The organism is Streptomyces abikoensis, from assembly GCF_014648775.1.
Taxonomy (GTDB): Bacteria; Actinomycetota; Actinomycetes; order Streptomycetales; family Streptomycetaceae; genus Streptomyces; species Streptomyces abikoensis.
This window is the reverse complement of sequence record NZ_BMRT01000001.1, coordinates 212,706-233,027: the sequence shown is the minus strand read 5'-3', so window position 1 is coordinate 233,027 and position 20,322 is coordinate 212,706. Positions and strand designations below refer to the sequence as shown.

General features: G+C 70.0%; 16 protein-coding genes. 11 read left to right on the top strand and 5 right to left on the bottom strand.

The genetic code is table 11. From position 1 onward, the window contains the following. Nucleotides 1-58: 58 nt before the first annotated feature. Entirely contained in the window at nucleotides 59-1,213 is a 1,155-nt protein-coding gene (locus IE096_RS01045) for an RICIN domain-containing protein (protein ID WP_189447416.1), read from the bottom strand. Between the two features lie 275 nt (nucleotides 1,214-1,488). On the opposite strand from IE096_RS01045, the gene IE096_RS01040 reads away from it, so the two are divergent. The 3 genes from IE096_RS01040 (at nucleotide 1,489) to vph (ending at nucleotide 3,875) form a co-directional block, all read left to right on the top strand. After that, nucleotides 1,489-1,971: an SRPBCC domain-containing protein gene (locus IE096_RS01040; RefSeq protein ID WP_229819840.1), complete on the top strand. Its 483-nt coding sequence runs from the start codon at nucleotides 1,489-1,491 to the stop codon at nucleotides 1,969-1,971. After that, nucleotides 1,968-2,546 carry a TetR/AcrR family transcriptional regulator gene (locus IE096_RS01035; protein WP_308430309.1) on the top strand — a complete coding sequence of 193 codons (579 nt, stop codon included), beginning with the start codon at nucleotides 1,968-1,970 and terminating at the stop codon, nucleotides 2,544-2,546. Before IE096_RS01040 ends, IE096_RS01035 begins: the two co-directional genes overlap by 4 nt. Nucleotides 2,547-3,017: 471 nt before the next feature. After that, nucleotides 3,018-3,875, top strand: a complete 858-nt coding sequence (gene vph / locus IE096_RS01025; RefSeq protein WP_189447415.1) for a viomycin phosphotransferase — start codon at nucleotides 3,018-3,020, stop codon at nucleotides 3,873-3,875. Between the two features lie 119 nt (nucleotides 3,876-3,994). On the opposite strand, the gene IE096_RS01020 is transcribed toward vph, so the two are convergent. After that, nucleotides 3,995-4,444, bottom strand: coding sequence for a peptidase inhibitor family I36 protein (locus tag IE096_RS01020; protein WP_189447413.1), 450 nt, complete (start codon nucleotides 4,442-4,444; stop codon nucleotides 3,995-3,997). A 289-nt stretch (nucleotides 4,445-4,733) separates the two neighbouring features. Between IE096_RS01020 and IE096_RS01015 the strand changes: the two genes are divergently transcribed. Further along, a complete protein-coding gene (locus IE096_RS01015; RefSeq protein ID WP_189447411.1) occupies nucleotides 4,734-5,093 on the top strand; it encodes a hypothetical protein in 360 nt (119 codons plus the stop codon). Between the two features lie 72 nt (nucleotides 5,094-5,165). Here IE096_RS01015 and IE096_RS01010 read toward each other — a convergent pair whose 3' ends face one another. After that, a complete protein-coding gene (locus IE096_RS01010) occupies nucleotides 5,166-6,608 on the bottom strand; it encodes an aldehyde dehydrogenase (RefSeq protein WP_189447409.1) in 1,443 nt (480 codons plus the stop codon). A gap of 183 nt (nucleotides 6,609-6,791) precedes the next feature. Between IE096_RS01010 and IE096_RS01005 the strand changes: the two genes are divergently transcribed. The 3 genes from IE096_RS01005 to IE096_RS00995 all read left to right on the top strand — a co-directional run bounded on the left by IE096_RS01005 (nucleotide 6,792) and on the right by IE096_RS00995 (nucleotide 10,762). Beyond that, nucleotides 6,792-7,280: a TetR/AcrR family transcriptional regulator gene (locus tag IE096_RS01005; RefSeq protein ID WP_189449450.1), complete on the top strand. Its 489-nt coding sequence runs from the start codon at nucleotides 6,792-6,794 to the stop codon at nucleotides 7,278-7,280. 129 nt (nucleotides 7,281-7,409) lie between these two features. After that, nucleotides 7,410-10,184 (top strand): ATP-binding protein, encoded by a 2,775-nt coding sequence (locus IE096_RS01000; RefSeq protein WP_189447407.1) that lies wholly within the window; start codon nucleotides 7,410-7,412, stop codon nucleotides 10,182-10,184. A gap of 188 nt (nucleotides 10,185-10,372) precedes the next feature. After that, nucleotides 10,373-10,762, top strand: a complete 390-nt coding sequence (locus IE096_RS00995; RefSeq protein WP_373297982.1) for an SsgA family sporulation/cell division regulator — start codon at nucleotides 10,373-10,375, stop codon at nucleotides 10,760-10,762. Here IE096_RS00995 and IE096_RS00990 read toward each other — a convergent pair. Both IE096_RS00990 and IE096_RS00985 read right to left on the bottom strand, forming a co-directional pair. Further along, a complete protein-coding gene (locus tag IE096_RS00990; protein ID WP_189447403.1) occupies nucleotides 10,759-11,223 on the bottom strand; it encodes a cupin domain-containing protein in 465 nt (154 codons plus the stop codon). The two genes, IE096_RS00995 and IE096_RS00990, sit on opposite strands and share 4 nt — an antisense overlap. Nucleotides 11,224-11,417: 194 nt before the next feature. Then, on the bottom strand, nucleotides 11,418-15,443 hold the full coding sequence (locus IE096_RS00985; protein WP_189447401.1) for a GDSL-type esterase/lipase family protein: 4,026 nt from the start codon (nucleotides 15,441-15,443) through the stop codon (nucleotides 11,418-11,420). A gap of 484 nt (nucleotides 15,444-15,927) precedes the next feature. Between IE096_RS00985 and IE096_RS00980 the strand changes: the two genes are divergently transcribed. The 4 genes from IE096_RS00980 to IE096_RS00965 all read left to right on the top strand — a co-directional run bounded on the left by IE096_RS00980 (nucleotide 15,928) and on the right by IE096_RS00965 (nucleotide 20,299). Further along, the gene (locus IE096_RS00980; protein WP_189447398.1) at nucleotides 15,928-16,497 is read left to right on the top strand and encodes a BlaI/MecI/CopY family transcriptional regulator; all 570 of its coding nucleotides are present in this window, start codon (nucleotides 15,928-15,930) and stop codon (nucleotides 16,495-16,497) included. Between the two features lie 65 nt (nucleotides 16,498-16,562). Continuing rightward, nucleotides 16,563-17,960 carry a cytochrome P450 gene (locus IE096_RS00975; RefSeq protein ID WP_189447397.1) on the top strand — a complete coding sequence of 466 codons (1,398 nt, stop codon included), beginning with the start codon at nucleotides 16,563-16,565 and terminating at the stop codon, nucleotides 17,958-17,960. 31 nt (nucleotides 17,961-17,991) lie between these two features. Beyond that, on the top strand, nucleotides 17,992-18,993 hold the full coding sequence (locus IE096_RS00970) for a terpene synthase family protein (RefSeq protein WP_189447395.1): 1,002 nt from the start codon (nucleotides 17,992-17,994) through the stop codon (nucleotides 18,991-18,993). Between the two features lie 91 nt (nucleotides 18,994-19,084). Then, complete coding sequence (locus IE096_RS00965) at nucleotides 19,085-20,299, top strand: cytochrome P450 (RefSeq protein ID WP_189447393.1); 1,215 nt, start codon at nucleotides 19,085-19,087, stop codon at nucleotides 20,297-20,299. The last annotated feature ends 23 nt before the right edge of the window (nucleotides 20,300-20,322 follow it).

Below are 20,322 nucleotides of genomic sequence, written 5' to 3'. Positions count from 1 at the left end.
GACCGCTGCGGCTGCGTGCGCGCCGTAGGAGTGTCCCGCCAGCTCTCCGCCCGTGAGGTCAGAACCGCGGGTGGAGGTAGAAGGTCTCGTTGATGGCCGGGGTGCCGTTGGGGTTGGTCTGGTAGGGCCACTGGACGACCCAGGTGCCGTCGCCCCTGCCGTTGCCGCGGATGTTGGCGAAGCGGTGGGTTCCGTTGTCGCGCAGCACGGTGAGGTTCGGGAAGCGCGGCTCGGGGTGTTCGAGTGTGAAGTTCTGGGTGTCGCGCGCGTAGCCGCCCGGCAGCGGGGCGCCGTCCCAGTTGTGGCAGTCCCAGATGTTCAGCCAGTCGCCGTCGCCGCTGGCCTGCCCCCGGTTGACGTCGAGGCACTTGCCGCTCTGGACGCCGACCAGCTTGTACAGCGGCCGTCCGGAGTCACCGTTGCGGCCGACCGCGCGGAGCGTCCAGTACTGGTTCGCGGCGCCGTTGGCGTGATAGGTGATCACGTGGGTGCCGTTGGCGGTGTTGCCGCGGTAGACGTCGAGCAGGCGGTCGCTGTTGTCGGCGTGGATGGTGAATTGCCGTGGGCCGGCACCGGCCCGCAGGGCGCTGAAGCCGACGGGCCAGTGGTCGCTGCCGTAGTTGGGGTTGACCGTCGCCTGCCAGTTCTCGGTGTCGACGTTGGAGACCAGGTAATCCAGCTCGTTGTTGCTCTGCTGGGTGGCCTGACCGCTGTTGTAGATCAGTCCGTTGCCGGGCAGGTAGCGGTCGCCCTGCAGGTCGCCCGGGGCGCGGTTGTAGTCGCCGAGCACCGCCCAGTTGCCGACGTTCTGCTGGAAGGCGGTGTCGGATACGCGGCGTACGAGGTAGGCGGCGTCATTGGGCCTGCCGCCGTTGGAGGCGGCGTGGACGGAGGCGAACATGATGTTGTCGCCCGTGTTCGTCACGGCCAGCGCGGAGCGGTAGGCGCCACCGATCTCCTGCACGCGGTTGGGCACCCACGAGGTGACGATGCCCAGGTTCCGCGACTGCTGGCGCAGTATGTAGAGGTAACGGTAGGCGCCGCCGCCGATGGGCCACAGATACGAGGTGATGTTGCCCGTCTGCCCGTCCTGGACGGCTCCGGCCGGCGGCCTGTTGGGCACTTCCTGAAGAGCCACCACGTCGAAGCTACGGGCCAGGGTGCGTACCCCGTCCCAGCGGGTGGTGCCGACCTGCATGTTCCAGGTGGCCATGCGGTGGGTGTCCGGCGGAGCGGCGGCCGCGGGGCCGCCGCCTGCGACCAGCAGGCCGAGGGCGAGCAGTCCGGCGGCGAACAGCGTACCCAGTTGGCGTAACGAGTTCCCCGTGGTTCTTGAGGCGGGTGGGGAAGTCCGGCTTCTTCGGGCGCATGTGAAAAACATGCCTGGCAGTATTTCAATCAACTCTCCAGGAAGTAGGTGAAGTTGGTAAGTGGGTCGCCCCCTTCCGTCTCGCGTCGCTTGGCTGCCGCCGTGGGGGGTGCCCGGAAGTGCGCGCCTCGTGGGCGCGGTGCGCTTCAGGTGCCGGGCCTTGCTCGCTGCCGCTTCTCGTCCGCACCCACATCGACATCGCCGCCCCCGCTTCCCGCGTGTGGCAGGTGCTCACCGACTTCGACGCGTACCCGCAGTGGAACCCCTTCATCGTCGGCATCAAGGGCACGCCCGAAACGGGCGCGGTGCTACGGAACGTCATCGTCAACAACGGCTCCACCATGCGCTTCCGCCCCACGGTCCGTGCTGCCGTCCCCGGCAGGGAGCTGCGCTGGCTCGGGCGGCTCGGGCTGCCCGGGCTCCTCGACGGGGAGCACTCCTTCCTCATCGAGGAGACCGGGCCCGGCAGAGTACGGCTCACTCAGGCCGAGACCTTCACCGGCGCCCTCGTGGCCGTACCCTTCATACGCCGCAAGCTCGACGTCCACGACGCCTTCGCGGCGATGAACACCGCCCTCAAGCAGCGAGCCGAACACCAGTGAGCACCCACCAGCAGCCCGTCCGCACCCCGCGCACCCCCCGCGCCGCCCAGATCGCCGCCGCCGCGCGCGGCCTGCTGGAGGAGCGGGGCCGCGACGAACTGACCATGCGCGCCCTCGCGGAGCGCCTCGGCATCCGCGCTCCCTCCCTCTACAAGCACTTCCGCAACAAGGAGGCCGTGGAAGCGGCTCTCGTGGAGGACGCCCTCGCCGAGATGGGTGCGGCCCTGCACGCCGCCCTGGGCGAAGCGCCCGCCGCCGGCCGCGTGCCCGCGCTCCTGGCCGCCTACCGGCGGCACGCCCTCGCCCACCCCGGCCTCTACCGCCTGGCGACCACCGGCCCGCTGCCGCGCGCCGCCCTGCCCGGCGGGCTGGAGGAGTGGGCCGGCAGCCCGTTCTTCCTCGCCACGGACGACCCCCACCTCGCGCAGGCCCTCTGGTCCTACGCGCACGGCATGGTGCTCCTCGAACTCGACCACCGCTACCCGGACGGCTCCGACCTCGACCTCACGTGGCAGGCGGGCGCCCGCGCCTTCACCGCTTCCGGCGGGCGTTCAGCGCTGGACCCCGGTTGCTGACGCAGGGTCTGGAGCGGGTGCGGCAGTGGGAGAGGGTGTGACGGGTGCCGACGACCGGGGCGATCGGCCGGGCCCGCCGGAGACTGGGCCCCGAACCGCTGAAGGTGTTGTTCGACCGGGTGTGCCGGCCGGTGGCCACCAGGGCGCACCAACCCCCGCGTCGGTGAGCAGGCTGTTGGCGTCGGTGAGCTCGACCGTGGTGACGTGCCCGTGGTCGATCCACGACGGGAGGCGCGCAGGGTGGCCGCCGGGTCGGCCGATGCCCGGCGGCAGCGACGGAACGCGTGCGCACCACCCGCTCGCCGCCGTAGACCACCAGGTCCTCGCCCAAGGAGGGCACCGCTCGTGATGCCGATGCGCAGGTCGGCGACACTGGCCACCGGGAACCACAGGTGCCGCAGCATGTCGTGTATCCGATCGGATCCACCGTCATACCCCGAAACCGGTAACCGTAAGGAGAAGGCGCTGATCATGGATGTTCTCGAGAAGCACCGCGCGTTGCTGGAGCGGCTGCTGCCCGGTGACAGGCCCGACGAGTGGACCGTGCACCAAGGGCAGTTCCACCGTGTGGTGGTCGGCACCGGGCGCGTGGTGTGCTTCGCCCGCACCGAGGCCGCCGCGGCCCGGCTGCCCGAGCGGGCCGCCGTGCTGCGCGCCCTGGCCGGCATCGACCTGGGCTTCCGTACCCCCGAGCCGTTGGACGAGGGCGCCGCGTCGGCCGGCGACCCGGCCTACCTGGTGCTCAGCCGCATCCCCGGCGCCCCGCTGGAGGAGGACGCCCTCGCCGCCCCCGGCGTGGCCGGGGCGGTCGCCCGGCAGTACGCCGCCCTGCTGGCCGGGCTCGCCGCGGCGGGTGCCGACGAGAGGGTGCGCGCGGCCCTGCCGGAGGCGCCGGAGGGGGAGTGGCGGGAGTTCGCGGACGGCGTCCGCGCGGAGCTCTTCCCGCTGATGTCCCCCGCCGGCCGCGAGCGGGCCGAGCGCGAACTGGCCGTCCTCGACGCCCTCCCGCACCTCACCGCCGCTGTCGTGCACGGCGACCTCGGCGGTGAGAACGTCCTGTGGGAGACCATCGACGGGCTGCCCCGGTTGAGCGGCGTCGTCGACTGGGACGAGGTCTCCCTCGGCGACCCCGCCGAGGACCTCGCCGCCATCGGCGCCGGCTACGGCGAGGAACTCCTCCGGCAGGTCCTCGCCCTGCGCGGGCCCGACGAGGGCGTGAGCGGGCGCATCGCCGCCATCCGCGGCACCTTCGCCCTCCAGCAGGCCCTCTCCGCACGGCGCGACGGCGACGAGGAGGAGCTGGCGGACGGCCTGGCCGGCTTCCGCTGAGCCCATGCCCGCGCGCCTCCCTCGTAGCGTGCGGGCCCTGCTTTCCGAGCCGCTCCTCCCACCAACGCGGACGCGTGGGCGGCGCGTGCTCGTCCGGTCGAGTGCCCCGCGCTCTCCAGCTACGGGCAGTAGAAACGGAAGGAGGAAATCCGGTCGTTGTTGTACGCCTTGGAGGTCCCGAAGGCGTAGTCACCCTTCAGGCCCCACTGCCACGACGGTGCGTAATCCAGGTCGGAAGGGTGGAGCTCCCCGCTGGGGTCGTCCCAGAACTGCACCGAGCACTGCGAGTTGTTCAGCCAGGACGAGACTTGGTTGTCGGCCAGTTCCCCGTTGCGGAAATGGGTGTTTATGAGTCTCACGATTTTTGTGTTGCCGCCCGCCGGGGGAGGGGTGACAACCACCTTCGAACCCGTTCCGCCGCCATTCTGGTAGAGGCACAGCGCCCACGCCGGGCAGTCGCTGTAAGGAGGGTTGTCCGCGGACGCCGGTCCCGCCGAGAAGAGCAGGGCCGCTCCGGCGACCGCACTCGTGAAAGCGGCAACCGTCAGCTTGAACGGTTTGAGTGTCATAGGTTTCTTCTCTCCGGGTCGCATCGAGACTCGGCATCACCGAACGGCTGCCTGGCTGTGCCGCGTCTGGATCACATAGACAGTGCTGTGTATGGGTGCTGACCATACGTTAGCAGGAGACACGTATGCATGAGGGCGGCTTCGCCCCCCGAGGTGTGACCACCTGTCGGGCCACCATCCGTCACACGTATGTGTGACCGGTATTGCCCTCACCGACACACCGTTGAACATGCGAGAGTTCATCATCACCGGGTCTCCACCGGTCTCGTCACGCACGAAAGGTGTTCGCATGTTCATCCCCAGGGCGAAACTCCGCGCCGCCGCCGCTGCCGTCACCACGGCCGTGGCTCTGATCGGCCTTGGGGCCGGGACGGCGAACGCCGCCGACTGGCCGCCGTTACGGGAGGGCGCGTACCTCTACTCGGGTACCCACGGAACGGGGGCGGTGTCGAAGGTCGACCTCAACGACTTCGGTACGTGTCACACCCTGCCGGCGTCGGCCCGCTCCGTTCAGGTTGTCTCCGGCTCCGCGTCCGTGGTGCTGCACCCCGGAGCCGGCTGCACCGGCGCCTACTCGTGGGCCACCGGGTCTCTCGCGCAGTCCGACCTCCCGTGGGCGGCGCTGAGCTACCACGTCGTCCGGGCGTGACGACGCCTCGGGTGTGACGCCGTTCGCGTGTGCCGGGCAGGGGGGGGGGCACACGACGGGTCGCATGGCGGGTCACACGGTGATGGTCTTGTACTCGGTGTAGGTACCGAGGCCGACCGTGCCGTACTCGCGGCCGATGCCGCTGGCCTTGAAGCCACCGAACGGGCCGTCGAAGCCGAGGGAGGCGCCGTTGACCGTGACGGTGCCGGTGCGGACGCGGCGGGCGACCGCCAGGGCGTGCTCCTCGTCGGAGGACCAGACACCACCGGAGAGGCCGTACTCGGAGTCGTCGGCGATGCGGACGGCGTCGTCCTCGTCGTCGTAGGGGATGACGACGAGGACCGGGCCGAAGATCTCCTCCCGCGCGATGCGCATGGAGTTGTCGACATCGGCGAAGACGGTGGGTGTGACGTAGTTGCCCTTCTCCAGGCCCGCCGGGATCTGCGGGCCGCCGGTGACCAGGCGGGCGCCCTCCTCGATGCCGAGCCGGATGTAGTCGCGCACGCGCTCCTGCTGATCGGGGCGGATCATCGGGCCGATGAAGGTGTCGGGGTCGTTCGGGTCGCCGACCCGCAGCGACTCCACCAGTTCCTTCAGCGCGGCCACGACCTCCTCGTACCGGGCGCGCGGTGCCAGGATCCTGGTCTGCGCGACACATGACTCGCCGTTGTTGAGCAGCGAGCCGTACTTCACACCCGCGACGGCCTTCTCGATGTCGGCGTCCGGGAGGATGATCGCGGCGGATTTGCCGCCCAGCTCCAGGCTGACCCGCTTGAGCTGCTCGCCCGCGATCGAGGCGATGCGGCGGCCGGCCCGCGTCGAGCCGGTGAAGGCGATCTTGTCGACCTTCTCGTGCGACACCAGGTACTCACTGGTCTCCCGGTCCGCCGGCAGGACGCTGATCACGCCCTCGGGCAGGCCCACCCGCTCCAGCAGGCCGGCCAGGAAGCCCATGCTCAGCGAGTTCTCCGGGGACACCTTGAGCACCACGGAGTTACCGGCGAGCAGAGCGGGGATGATCTTCGAGGTGGCCGAGGAGAACGGCGAGTTCCACGGGATCACCGCGGCCACGACGCCGACCGCCTCACGGCGCACCACGCTGCGCACGGGGGACGCCGGGTCGGAGGGGGCGAGCGTCTCCTCCCAGCCGAATTCCTCCGCCGCCTTCAGGTAGGCGTTCGCCTGCCGCGTCAGGCCGAGTTGTCCGGCGCGGGTGAACCATCCGGCCGAACCGTTCTCCAGGGAGATCAGGCGCGCGATCTCCTCCGCGTTCTCCTCGCGCAGCGCGTTGAACCTCCGTAAGGCCGCGATCCGTTCGGCCGGCGGGGTCAGACGCCAAGCGCCCGTCTCGAAGGACGCCCGTGCCGCGGACACCGCTCGGTCGATGTCCGCCGGCCGCGCCTGGGCGGCGCGGCCGACCACGGACCGGTCGTGCGGCGAGGTGATGTCGAGCAGGTCCGGGGCGCTCGGCTCGACCCAGGAGCCCCCGATGAAAAGCCGATCGTAGGTGATCACGTGCTTTTCCTCTTCCAGTGGTGTCGGTTTCCAGTGGTGTCGGTTCGTTTCGACGATCCGTTAACTGTCACGTCAATGTAGCACTTACCCGTGTCCGCGCCGCCGGTTTGTGGCGCTAGACTCGGTTCGGTGAGAGCCGACGCAGCGCGCAACCTGGAAACCGTCCTGACCACCGGGGCCCGCATGCTCGCCACCGACCCCGGCGCCAGCATCGCCGGCATCGCAGCGGCGGCGGGCGTGGACCGGCGCACCGTCTACCGGCGCTTCGCCTCCCGCGAGGAACTCCTCACCGCCATCTACGAAGCCCGCCTCACCGCCGTCGAACAGGCCATCGAAGACGCCCGGCTGCGGGAAGCGCCCGTCGCCGTCGCCCTGCACCGCTACGTCGAGAACGTCATCGCCGTCAATCGCGCCTGGCCCGTCGATCTCGCCCGCATGCTCACCGACGAGGACGTCCGCCGACGCAGGGACGCGTCCGTCCGCCAGGTCGAGGCCTTTCTGCGGCGGGCCACCGACGAGGGCCTCCTGCGCCGCGACCACCCCGAGGGGTGGGCGAGCGCGCTGCTGCCCCAGCTCATGCACCTGGTGTCACGGCAGATGCCCGAGCTGAGTCCCGGTCAGGCGGCGGACGTCGTCGTCGACACCCTGCTCCACGGCCTCGGAGCGTCCTGACACGGCGCGGTCCTCGGTTTCACGCGCGAACGGCCGCGACAGCGTCCGAGCAGGGGCCGGCTCGGTGGAGCTCAGTGGAGCTCAGTGGAGGAGGAAACGGGGGAGGAAGCGGAGGAGGAAATGGGGACGATGGAGTCGTTCGACGGGACGCTGATCGGCCGCGAGCCCGAGCAGGAGGCGCTGTCCGCCTTCGTGACGGGCACCGGGGGCCGGGCTCTCGTCCTGCGGGGCGACGCGGGCGTGGGCAAGAGCACCCTGCTGGACCACGTCGCCGACCTCGCCTCGGGCAAGGAACACAGGGTGATAAGGGCGGTCGGCGTCGAGGCCGAGTCGGAGCTGCCGTTCGCCGGCCTCCACCAGTTCCTGCATCCGTTGCTCCCCTCCGTCAACGAGCTGGACGACAGTCACCGAAGGGCCTTCGACGTCGTCTTCGGCAGAAGCGAGGGCGCGCCGCCCTCGGTCATGACACTCGGTATCGCCGTCCTCGACCTGCTCTCCCTCGCGGCGTCGCGGAAACCCCTCCTGCTGGTACTCGACGACGGCCAGTGGTTCGACACCTCCAGCATCGAGGTGTGCGGGTTCGTGGGACGAAGACTCAGCGGTGGCCCGGTAAGGCTCCTCGTCGGCCTGCGTTCCGACGTACCCTCCGGCTTCGACACGGCGGCGCTCCCGCAACTGCCCGTGACCACACTGTCGGAGAAGGCCTCCGAGCGGCTCCTGGACCTGCGCAACCCCGGGCTGGATCCCCGGGTCCGCCGTCTGATCCTGGACGAGGCCCAGGGGAACCCGCTGGCTCTGCTGGAGCTGCCATCCCATGTGACGCGCGGTGGCCGGGCAGCGAGCGACCGGGGGGAATCACCCGGACACACCGGCACACCCCTGTCCCTCCCCCTGCCCCTGCGCCTCCAGCACGTGTACGGCGCCCGTATCGCGGCACTCGACGACGCCGTACGCGCGGAACTGCTGCGCGGTGCCCTGGACGGCGTCGGAGCGGGCACGGCGACCGGACACGGCCGCGGCACGCGCTACCGCATGACGGACACCGACGAGGCGGCGGCATGCGGCCTGCTGGACATGGACCCCCTCAGCGGTGACTTCGTCTTCCGGCACCCTCTGGTGCGGTCGGCGGTCGTCCAGACGGCGACCGCCGGCCAACGGCGCGCCGCCCACGCGGTCCTCGCGCACGTGCACCGCGAGGACGTGGAACGACGCGCCCTCCACCTGGCGGCTTCCGTGGTCGACCCCGACGAGCGGGTCGCGGCAGCGCTGGAGGCGGCCGCCGACTCCGCCACCCTGCGCGGCGCCTCGCTGACCGCCGTCTCCTGGCTGACCCGGGCGGCGGAGCTGAGCCAGAGCCACGAGGAACGGTCCCGCAGACTGGGCGACGCGGCGTTCGTCGCCGGCCAGGCCGGGCTCCTGGACCGGGCTCGGCAACTGGTCCGCTCCGACACCACGACAGGGACGGGCGAATCCCCGGCCTCGGTCCTCACCTCGGCCTACGTCGCGCTGTACGAGGACGGAGACGTGCGGTCCGCGCAGTGTCACATCACGGCGGCGATCGAGGACATCCGTGACAGCGGAGCGCGGGAACCGAACGAGGTGCTCACCAGGTTGGTGAACCTGCTCCTGGCCGTCAGCCAGTACGCGAGCGACAAGACGTCGTGGGAGCGGACGCACGAGCTGCTCGGCTCCCTGGGCGACCTGGTGTGCCCGAACTCCCGTATCTACGAGGACGCCTGGGGCGACGTGGTGCGTCGCGGCACCGGCGTGCGCGAGCGGCTGGAGCGCGCCCTCGCCGGTCTCCACACTCTCGAACCGTGGGAGACCACCCGCCTGGGCGTCGCCGCCTACCACGTCGACACCCTCGGCCAGTACCGCTCGCACTTCCAGCGCACCGTCGACCGCGAGGTGGAGACCGGGGCCGTGGCATCGGCCATGACCATGCTGCATCTGATCATGCTCGACCAGATGGCGGTGGGGGAGTGGGACGAGGCCGAACGGACCGGACAGCGCACCCTGGACCTGACGACGGCGCACGACTACGCGTTGTTCGCCCACCACACCCACGCGTACCTCGGCCTCCTCGCCGCGATGCGCGGCCGGACCGACCGCGCGCGAGAGCTCCAGGCCACCGTCGACACCTGGGCCCGTCCCCGCGGCGTCGGATTCCTCACCCAGATCGCCGACGCCATCGGCACCGCCGCCGCCCTCACCGAAGGCGACTACGAAGCCGCGTACCTCCACGCCATCGGCATCACATCCCCCGGCACCTTCACCTCCTACGCCCACCAGGCATCCCGCACCCTCCTCGACCTCGTCGAGGCGGCCCTCCACACCGGCCGCACCGAACAAGCACGCCGCCACGCCCTCGCCGCTCACCACGCCGGCCTCCCCGCCGTCTCCCCACGCCTCGCCCTCCTCACCTACGGCGCCCTCGCCATGACCGCCACCGACCCCGCCGAAGCCGACGACATGTACCACCGCGCCGAAACCCACCCCGCCGCCGCAGGCTTCCCCTTCGAACTCGCCCGCGTCCGCCTCGCCCACGGCATCCGTCTCCGCCACGCCCAAGGGCGCAAAGCCGCACGCCACACCCTCACGCTCGCCGCCGAAGCCTTCGAGCGCCTCGGCACGCCCCCCTGGGCCGAACGAGCCCGGGCCGAGCTCCGTGCCGCCGGTGCGCCCGGCTCCCCCTCCCCTTCCGCGGCATGCCTCGCGGCACTGACGTGGCAGGAACGCCGGATCGCGGATCTCGCCGCCGGCGGCCTGACCAACAAGGAGATCGGCGCACGGATGCACCTGTCACCGCGCACCGTCGGCTCCCATCTCTACCGGGTCTTCCCCAAACTCGGCATCACCTCCAGGGCCGCGCTGCGCGACGCCCTGGGCAGTCGAATGACTTAACGCCGCCGACCGACGCACGCGGCCGGGGCCTGATTTCGGCGGTCAACTTACTGATGTGGGGTGCTCCGCAGGGGACGAGAGTGAACCGGACAGGCTTCCCCCACAGGTAAGGACCCAGCGTCATGAGCGGCTACGAACCAGGTGTACACGCCGACCGAACGGCACGGCACGGTCGGTCTCACCTGGCCTTGGACATCGAGCGCGTGCTGAGCCTCTCGGCACGCCAGGCGATCAGGGCCGAGTTCAGCTTCGACCCGCGAGCCCCCTTGACCGTGTGTGTCGAGTTCCGCGTCGAGGGCGGTCCGCGCGCCCTGTGGCGCATCGGACGGGACCTGCTCCGGCAGGGGCTGCGCTCGAGAAGCGGAGTTGGCGACATCCAGATCTGGCCGTCGAACTACCCGGAGAACCGGGCGACCGCTCGGCTCCAGTTGACCTCCGGCGACATGGCGGCGCTGTTCGAACTGCCGATACCACGGCTCTCGGAGTGGCTCGATCACACCTACGCGCTCGTTCCCGCCGGCCATGAGCTCGCCGGAGTCGACTGGGACGTCACCACCACGGACCTTCTCGCCGGCTAGTAGGTCGTCACGAGGGGCTTCGTCTCGTCGACGACGTACGTGGAGAGCATCATCGTCGTCACCGTGCCGGCGTTGCGGGCGTTGTGGACGGCGCCTTCCGGGATGAAGAACGGGTCCCCCGTGCGCAGGCGGAGGGGCGGCCTGTCGTCGAACTCCATGAGGACGTCACCGCGGATGATGTAGCCGACCTCGACGCCGGGATGGCTGTGCCGCCCCGACTCCTTGTGGCGCGGGATCTCCACGAGTGTCTGCACGGCTTCCCACCCCTCGGCGGGCGAGGGGTGCTCCTGGAGGAGCCTGCGCGTGACGCCATCGGTCGGACCGGAGCCCCCGGTGGGGCGGGCGGAAGGGCCCGGGGCGGCCTCGGCGGCCGCCGCCACGGTGTCCGGCAGGGCGGCCGCGCCGAGCGCGCCGGCCACCGCGGCGCCGCTCGTACGCAGAAGAAGGCGTCGGTTCATCATCGTGTCTCTTCCATGTCGACCGTTCACACCTGAAGGCAATCACGCCCTCGAAACACACACAAGGTTGAAAGTCGGCCAACACACACGTGTGAACACATGGATCCCGCACATGTGCCAGGGAGCCATACGCGGCGCGCCCGTTTCCAGCGGGCCGAAATCCGCTGGAAACGGGCGCGCACGGCCATGGGCCGAACTCAGGAGTGGTAGTCGCGCAGGAACAGCGAACGCCCGGCGTCGGCTCTGGAGGCGTTGACGCCGTCACCGCCGGTGTAGTCGTTGCCCTCGTTGTCCGCCCAGTCCTGGATGGGGCCGTTCGCGCCCTTCAGGTGCTGGAAGACGCTCGCGTCACCGGCGGCGGAACCGAACTGGAACACCCTGGAGGTGTCGGCGTAGGGCCGGTAGGGCTCGTAGGGACCTCCTGGGGTCGTCTGCTTGGTCAGGGTGTTGTGGAAGAAGACGTTCTGCGGGCCGGTGGATCCGGACCAGCCGATGCCCTTGCTGCCGGCGGCCCAGTAGATCGGCCACCAGGTGCCCTTGTCTCCGGCTCCGCCTTCACCGCCGCAGTTGGTGGTGCACTCGCCGGAGGAGTGGTTGTAGGGAACGTGCACGGTGTTGTTCTCGAACAGGTTGCGGTGTTCCCAGCCGCCGTGCAGGTTCAGGTCGGAATCGAGGTCGTTGCCGATGGCGACGTTGCCGGAAGCCGACCACTGGAAGGTGAAGTGCCGCAGGTTGCGACTGGTGTTGAAGGCGTAGAGGGAGTCCCAGACGCGGGATCCGCGCAGATAGCCGTTGCCGCCCTTGCCCTTGTTCCAGGCACCGTCGAAGACGTTGTGCTCGATCTGGATGTTCCTGGCCACCTCGGTGACGACCGGGTGGGAGCCGGTCATGTCGGCGCGGACACCGCGCACCCAGGAGTCGGCGGCCCACTTGAAGACGATGCCGTGCATGGCGTACTCGGGTGCCATGTTGCCGTAGTTGTGGACCGCGTCGGCCGGGCTGAGCCGATACGTACCGCCGCCGAGCTTGGGCAGGCCGTTGATGTCCTCGGTGAAGGAGAAGTCCTCGAATCCCACATCGGTGATCATCTTGAGCGCGGTGACCTTGCTGGGGTAGGGCTTGCCGTTCACCCCCAGCGGCGGGGAGCCATCGGAGGTGGAGTCGACCGGGACGTCGAACTCCAGCGGCTTGTCGATCGTGACGGTGTGGCGGGCGGCGTCCACCGAGGCGATGGTGAACACCTGCTGGCGCATGTGGAGGTTCTCCAGCCGGCCGTCGTCCGCCGAGGCCCCGGCGACCTCCTGGGACTGGTAGAACTTGAGGCTGTTGGCCGCACCCACCCACAGATCGCCGCCCGGCTTGAAGGCGTCCATCTTCGCCTTGGGGTCCAGCTGGATCACCCGGTCGCCCTGGCGCGCGGCGTACTTGGCGTCGGCCGGCGATCCGGCCACGGCGACACCCGACTCCCAGTGCTGGTTGACGGAGCCCTCGAAGAGGTCACGGCGGTTCTCCGGGATCCTGGAGGGGTAGCCGCAGATCTTGAGGTACTTCTCGGCGACCTCGCGGGTCTGCACCCGGAACAGTCCGCGTCCGGGCCATATCCAGCCACCCGTGGCGACGTTGTTGCCCGTCGTGAACTCACACTTGTGTTCCATCGCCCCCTGGTTCCAGCGCTCGCCCTTCTCGGTCAGCTTGTCGTAGCGGGTGTTCTCGTCGGGGCGGAAGACGATCCGCGTGCCGCCCTGCGGGTCGGACCCCTGCCCGCGGATGACCAGGTAGGAGGCGTCCACGGCGAGCTGTTTGCTGACGTCGAGCCTGCCCTTGGGCAGCTCGATCACCGACAGCCTGTTGGGGCCCGCGCCCGGCGTGCAGGATTCGCGGATCCGGTCGATGGCGCTCTGCAGCCCCGCCGTGTCGTCCTGCCCGTCGTCGGCCTTCACCTTGAACCGCTGCTCGAGCTCGGACGGGGTGATGTGGCAGGTGGGGTCGGAGGTGCGGGAAGCGGCGGTGGGCAGCGCCTCACCGGCGCGGTATCCGGCCCGGCTCCAGTCCGGCAGCCCGGCTACCGGGGCACGGCGGTTGCTCTTGCTCAGCACCGTACTGCTGTCGACGCTTCCGTCGACGGAGCCGGGAGCACCGGACGGCTTGCCCACGCAGGACGAGGTCACCGGGGCCGGGCCGAGCTTCGCCGTGATCTTGGTCAGGCAGGCGGACAGGGCGAGCTGGCCGTAGTGATTGGGGTGGATCGCCTCCTGCTGGTTGCCCTGGGCCTGCCAGGGCACGTTCTTGAGGCCGTCGACCAGGTACGGCACCCACCGCACCCACTCGGCGCGCTCGGCGGGCAGCGGGGAGGAGAGCTTGTGGTCCTTGCCGGCCTGCTGCGTCGTCCTGCCGCACAGCTCGTGCCCGGCGAAGGCGTCCTGCAGGTCGAGGAAGGACACCCCGGCCTCGTCGGCGGCGCCGCGCAGCATGGCGCTGATCCGGGGCACCACGGAGGAGTGCGCCCAGTCGCTGTCCGCGTCCAGGAAGGGACACCCACCGCTCAGGTACCGGCTGTAGTTGGCGGGCGGGACCGGCGCGTTCTCCGGGTCGCGGTAGTCGCGGCCGAGCGGCAGGGGGTTGGGGTAGGACTGCAGCACGATCCGGTACGAGCCGTCCTCCTGCCCGGCCTCGCGCAACACCTTCTGTATCGCTTCGACCGACTTCACGACCTTCGCCCGTGCGGGGTCGAGGCCGTCGGCGAACTCCTTCTCCTTGGCGCCGCGACAGCCCTTGTTGAACAGGGACGGGTAGAAGTACGCCTTGACGCAGTCCTGGAGGATGTCGGCGAACTTCAGGTCGTTGCCGCCGATCGACAGCACGACCAGGCGCACGTCGTTGCTCCGGGCGATGTCGCGCAGATCGTCGACCTGGGGCCGCCGGCCCTTGAAGCCGGTCGTGGTGACGTTGTCCGTCGTCGCTCCCGAGCAGGCGATGTTGAAACGCCGCTCCAGCGGTACGTCGTCGACCGTCAGGCCCTTGATCTCGGCGGAGTCCGACCGGTCGCACCCGCTTCCGCCCTTGTCGTACGACGTGTCGCCGTACACCTTGGACGGGTCGTGGTCGCACACGCTCTCGTCACCGTTGCAGTTCACCGCTGCCCGGTCGGTGCCCCACGCCGAGCCGACCGCGGAGGCGGGGGCGTTACCGGCCCACCGTCCCGCCTCGCCCGAAATGTAGCTGTCCCCCATGGAGACGACCGCAGGAGGCGGACCGCACGCGTCCTCCGCGGCACGCGCGGCGAGCCGGACGGCGGCGTCGTAGTTGTAGCGCGTCGGCTCGCTCCAGTCACCGGCGCACACACGGGTGTTGCGTGGGCCGAACCTGACGGGATTGTGGTCGGAACCGCCGTTCCGGCCGGTCGTCGACACGTCGAGGTTCTTCAGCCGATCGCTCGCGATCATGTAGTCCAGCGCGAAGCCGCTCTTCTGCGTCGTGGTGGGCGCGCCGTCGGGCTTGCCGTTCTTCGTCGCGTAGAACGTGTTGGGGAACCTGCCGCGCGTGGGGGCGGCGGCACTGTTGAAGTCGCCCAGGGCCCGCCATCGCTCGCCGGCCATGGTCCGGGAGATCGTGTCGATCAGAGCGACGGTGTGGTGGTTGGGCGTGTCACCGGAACGGATCGACGCGGCATGGATGTCGAAGTACCAGGTGGTGCCGACCTTCACACCGAACGCCGGACGGGACCTGATCCACTTGTTGCCCGCGTCCTGGGCGGGGAAGACCTTGACGCGGTCCTTGAGGTCCTTGAGGTCCTCGGGCGCGTCCCGCAGCCAGATCGCCATGGACTTCTGGCTGTTGTTCTCCGTATCCGGATCACCGGTGTCGGCGCCGGTACCGGCGCCCCAGGCGTCCTTGCCCAGGATGTCCAGGTAGAGCAGGACACCCTGCTTCCTTCGCTCACCCCATTGCTGGGCGTACACCCGGTACTTCAGGCTGGGCAGCCCGGTCGGGGTCTTCGCGGTGTCGCCGAGGTTGTCGGTGATCACTTCGCTCTTGGTGAAGTCCCAGGGAGCGGTCGTGGCCTCCTGCAGGGCCACGACGTCGGCGTCCTTGATCAGATTCGTCCTGACGGTTTCCCAGCGGGGGCCACCCTGCATGTTGAACGTGATGGCCCGCTGGTCGAGGTCCTCGACCGCCTGTGCCGGCGCGGGCGGCGTGAATAACGTGACGAGCGAGGCGAGCATCGCCGCACACAGGGCCTGCGCCGCGGCGCTCGCCCACCAAGCTCTCGGTCTGCGCCGGGACCCGTGTCCCGGCGTACGTATGGACAACTGTCCGTCTCTCTTTCCCGTCCGCCGCGGCCCGCCACGAGGCCGGAACCCGATGCCGATTTCCGTAACGGTCCTTGCGTGACGACCAGGCGGATCAGTCATGGGGGTGGATGGGCGGGCCGGAACCGCGTGAGCGTGTCACGCGGCCGCGGCGTCGGAGCCCGTTCAACGGGTGGTGATGCTGACATGTGTGCGATCGGGCTGTCAACGCAATGCAGGTGTGACCGCGAGGTGTGAGTCACCGTTCGATATGTGCTGACGCATGCACATGTGTGAAGCCCCGGCATGCCTGCGCCTACACGCAGAGGCATGTTTGCCCTTATGGTGAGGACCGAACGTCTCTCTGACGAGCCGTCCGGCGTCGACATCGCGTCGTCCATATCAAGGGAGTGAAGGTGTGAGCAGCCAAGCAGCGGCCGAGCTCCGATCGCGATACGTGGAACAGGTCGCATCGGAACTGGAGGAGAACCGCAGGCGCCAGGAGGAGCTGGCGAAGAGGATCGAGCTGCTGAAGCAGGAGGAAGCCCTGCTGTCGGACATCCTCAATCTCGCCGAGCGGTACGAAGGCTTCGCCGATGCCTCGCGTCTGCCGGAGCAGACGCAGGGCGAGCCCGCGGTCGCGAAGGCGAAGCGCCGAGGCGCCGCCGGAGCGACCACACGGCGTTCGACGCCGAGCGGGACGGTGCCGGCGGGGACCAGGACGAAGAGCGACGCGAAGGGGAAGCCGGGTCGGCCTCTGCTCGGGGACTCGCTGATGGACCTGCTGACCGGTCATGACGAACCCCGCTCGGCGAAGGAACTGCGGGACGAACTTCTGGAGAAGGACCCGAGCCGCAATCCGACACCGCAGGTGGTGCGGAACACCCTCGAGTCCCTGGTCGCCAAGGGACGCGTCCAACGCCACAAGCAGCAGCGGGCGGTCATGTACACCCTCGTGGAGCCTGCCGACGACGCTGACGCCGGCTGAGGTTCCGCCGAACTTTCAAAAGGCGAGCGACTTTTCGAGCTCATGCTTCAGGGAGGTGCAGAGCTGTGCGTTCCATCACCGCTCCAGCGGTGGCGGCCCCCATCGTGCCGGGGCGCTTACCCTTGCTCGGCCACCTGCCGCAGCTGGCCGTCAAACGGGTGGAGTTCCTGCAATCGGTCAGGACGCGGGGCGAGATCGTCAGGATATTCCTCGGGAATCGGCCGGTGTTCATCCTGAACTCACCGGAGGCCGTCCACGACGTTCTTCTGACGCAGAGCAGGAAGTTCGGCAAAGGACTGCTGTTCGACGTCGCGCGGCCTTTCATCGGGAACGGCATCATCACATCCGAGCGGGATTTCCACCTTCGGCAACGGCGCGCGCTCCAACCGGCCTTTCACCGGAACAGCATCGCCGCGTGCGTCGGCACGATGGCCGACATCGCCGAGGAGCAGGTGTCGGCCTGGCGTCCGGGCGAGGTGATCGCCATGGACGTGGTGTTGCGCCGGATGATGACGGTCATGCTCGTGGCGACGCTGTTCAGCACCGAACGCCCGGAGGGTGCCGCGGCCGTCGCCGAACTGGGCGAACAGGTCGCCGAGCATCTGACCACGGTGATGCGCGGGGTCTTCGTGGGCACCGTGCTGCCCGCGTCGATCGCCTCTTCACGTGTGCTGGGGCACCGCAAGTACCTGGCCGCCGCCGCGGCGCTGCGCGAGCTCGCGGACACCGCCGTCCGGCAGGCACGGCAGACCCAGCGGGCCTGGCAGGCCCGGCAGGCCGGTCAGGACCCCACCGGCCGGGGCGACCTGCTGTCGATCATGTTCGCGGGCACCCCGGGGAATCCGCGGGGGATGACCGACGTGGAGGCCCGCGACGAGCTGCTGTCCCTGCTCATGGCCGGTGCCGAGACCACATCGACCACCCTGTCCTGGGCCCTCCACGAACTCGGCCGACGCCCGGAGATCACCCGGCGGATCCGGGACGAGTGTGACGCGCTGCCCGCAGGCGCCCTGCCCGGCACGGCGACGCTCCCCTTCACCGACCGGTTCCTCCGGGAAGTGCTCCGGCTCCATCAGCCCAGCTGGCTGCTCATGCGGCGCGCTCTGGAGCCGGTGCGGGTCCGCGGGGTCGAGCTCCCGCAGGGAGCCGAGCTGGTCTACAGCGCGGTGACGATGCACCGCGACCCGGCGTACTACCCGGACCCGCTGCGGTTCGACCCGGACCGGTGGCTCGCCCGTACCGAGAAGGACCTTCCGCCGGGCGCCTACGTCCCGTTCGCCCTCGGCAACCGGAAGTGCATCGGCGACCACTTCGCGATGACCGAGATGCTCGTCGTCCTGCGCGCGATCGTCTCGCGGTGGCGACCTCGGCCGGTCGAGGGGCACCGGGTCCGGCCGGTCGTCCAAGCGCTGATCCGGCCCAATGCGCTGCCCATGCGCGTCTCACCCTGGCCGGCCGACTGAGCCGGCCCCGTTCCCGGAGGTGCGCCACACCATGACATCGACAGCAGAGTACGTATCCGTGGATCCGAGGCCACCGGCCCAGGCCCAGCCCCTTGCCCAGGCCCCGGATCCCGTCCCCTTCCCGCGCCGGATCAGTCCGGACTTCCGGGCCGCCCACGACCGTCACCTCGCCTGGCCGAAGTCCTTCGGCTTCCTGTCCTCGGAAGCGGCGGAGGCCCACCATCTCAGGGGGCAGTTCCCGCTGATCGCGGCCATGTTCTATCCGAACGCGACGGGAAGCGAACTGGATCTCGGAGTCGACCAGCAGAGCTGGTACTTCCTGTTCGACGACGCGCTCGACGAGGAGTGGGGCCGGTCAGCCGACCGGGTCCGCCACCTCGTCGGACTCGTCAAGGAGGGCACCACCGGCGAGGCGTCCCCGCTGCCCTTGGCCGGTGCCTTCGCCGACATGCGACGACGCAGCTGCCAGGACATGCCCGAGGACTGGATCCAGCGATCGGCGGCCCACTGGTCCTCCTATCTCGACCACCACGTCCACGAGGCGCGCAGCCGGCAGACCGGCACGCCCATGTCGCTGGGCACCTATCTGCGGGTCCGGCGCCATACCATCGGCGTGGCGCCGGTCATCGATCTTGCCGAGCGTCTCTCCTCGTGCGTCCTGCCGGACCACCTTTACGCGCTGCCGCACCTGTCGGTCATGCGCGAGATGACGAAGACCTTCATCATCTGCGACAACGACATCGTCTCCCTGGAAAAGGACACGGCACTGGGGGAGCGGAACAACCTGGTGCTCTGCCTGGAACGGGACCACGGGCTCTCCCGGACGGAAGCGATCGACCAGGCCCTCCGCCGCCGGGCCGAAGCCCTGGAACTGTTCACCGGCGCCCACCGGTCCCTGCTCGGCGCCGCGGCCACGAGCCACCTCGGCCCGGCCGAACGCGACCTGCTCCAGCGCTACTGCACGGAGGCACTCCAGACCACCATCCGCGGTGCCTACGACTGGCACCACGCCTCCACCCGGTACCACGGGTAGCGGCCGGGCTTCCCGTTCCACTTCCATGACCGCTCACATGACCGCTCACATGACCGCGTGCCCAGAACCGAAGCAGCCGAGGAGCAACAGCATGCCCGACCGCCGTCCGGCGTCTCACCGCCCGGCGTCCTTCGTAGCCTCCGAACGGGACCGGACCTGCCCGTTCGCCCCGTCGCCGGACCTGCGCCGGATGCGTGAGGAGGGCGGCCTGCCGCGACTGCGCGTCCTCCATCCGGTGCGCGGCGAGATCGAGGCCGTCGTCATCACCGGATACGGCGACGTCCGGGCCGCTTTCGCGGAGGAGCGCCTGGTGACGGGCAATGGCATCGACCCGACGCTGCCGCGCACCCTGTTCAACCACCCGGGCTTCCTGCCCGCCTACAGCGGCCCGGAGCACGCCCGCCTCCGCCGCATGCTCACCGGCAGTTTCACCGTCCGTCAGGTCGAGCGACTGCGTCCCGCGATCGAGACGATCGTCGCCGACCACCTCGACGCCATGGCGGAGCGGGGACCGGTCGTCGACCTGGTCGAGGCGTTCGCGCTGCCCATCCCGTCGCTGGCGATCTGCGAACTGCTCGACGTTCCCTACGGGACCCGGTCCATGTTCCAGCGCTGTTCTCAGGTGATCATGGACGGGACCGCCGACGCCGACGGGCTGGTCGCCGCCTCGGCCGAGTTGAACGCCGCCATGGCGGACATCGTCGCCCGCAACCGGGCGACCCCCGGGGACGGAGTGCTGGGCACGGTGGTGCGGCGGCACGGCGCGGAGCTCACCGACGAGGAACTCATCGGGTTCGGCACCACCCTCCTGGTCGGGGGACACGAGACCACGGCGACCATGCTCGCCCTGAGCGTGCTGGCCCTGCTCCGCAGCCCGGACCAGCTCGCCGCCCTCCGCGACGACCCCGCCGTCACCGGTACGGCCGTGGAGGAACTCCTGCGCCACCTCGCCATTCCCGCACCGCTCCTGCGCACGGCCGTGGCCGACGTCGAGATCAACGGCCACCGGATCGCCGAAGGCGAGCACGTACTGCTCTCTCCCCTGACCGCGAACCGTGACCCCGAGCTCGTCCCCGAACGCCCCGACGACCTCGACCTGCGTCGCCGTCCGGTCGCCCAGCTGTCCTTCGGCTTCGGCGCCCACCAGTGTCTCGGCCAGCAACTGGCCCGACTGGAGCTGAAGATCGCCCTGCCGGCCCTGCTCCGCCGCTTCCCCACCCTCCGGCTCGCCGTCCCCGAATCGGACCTCCGCTTCCGTGAGGGCTCGACGGTCTACGGGGTCGAGGCGCTCCCGGTCACCTGGTGAGGACCGGCCCGGCCGGGCCCCGA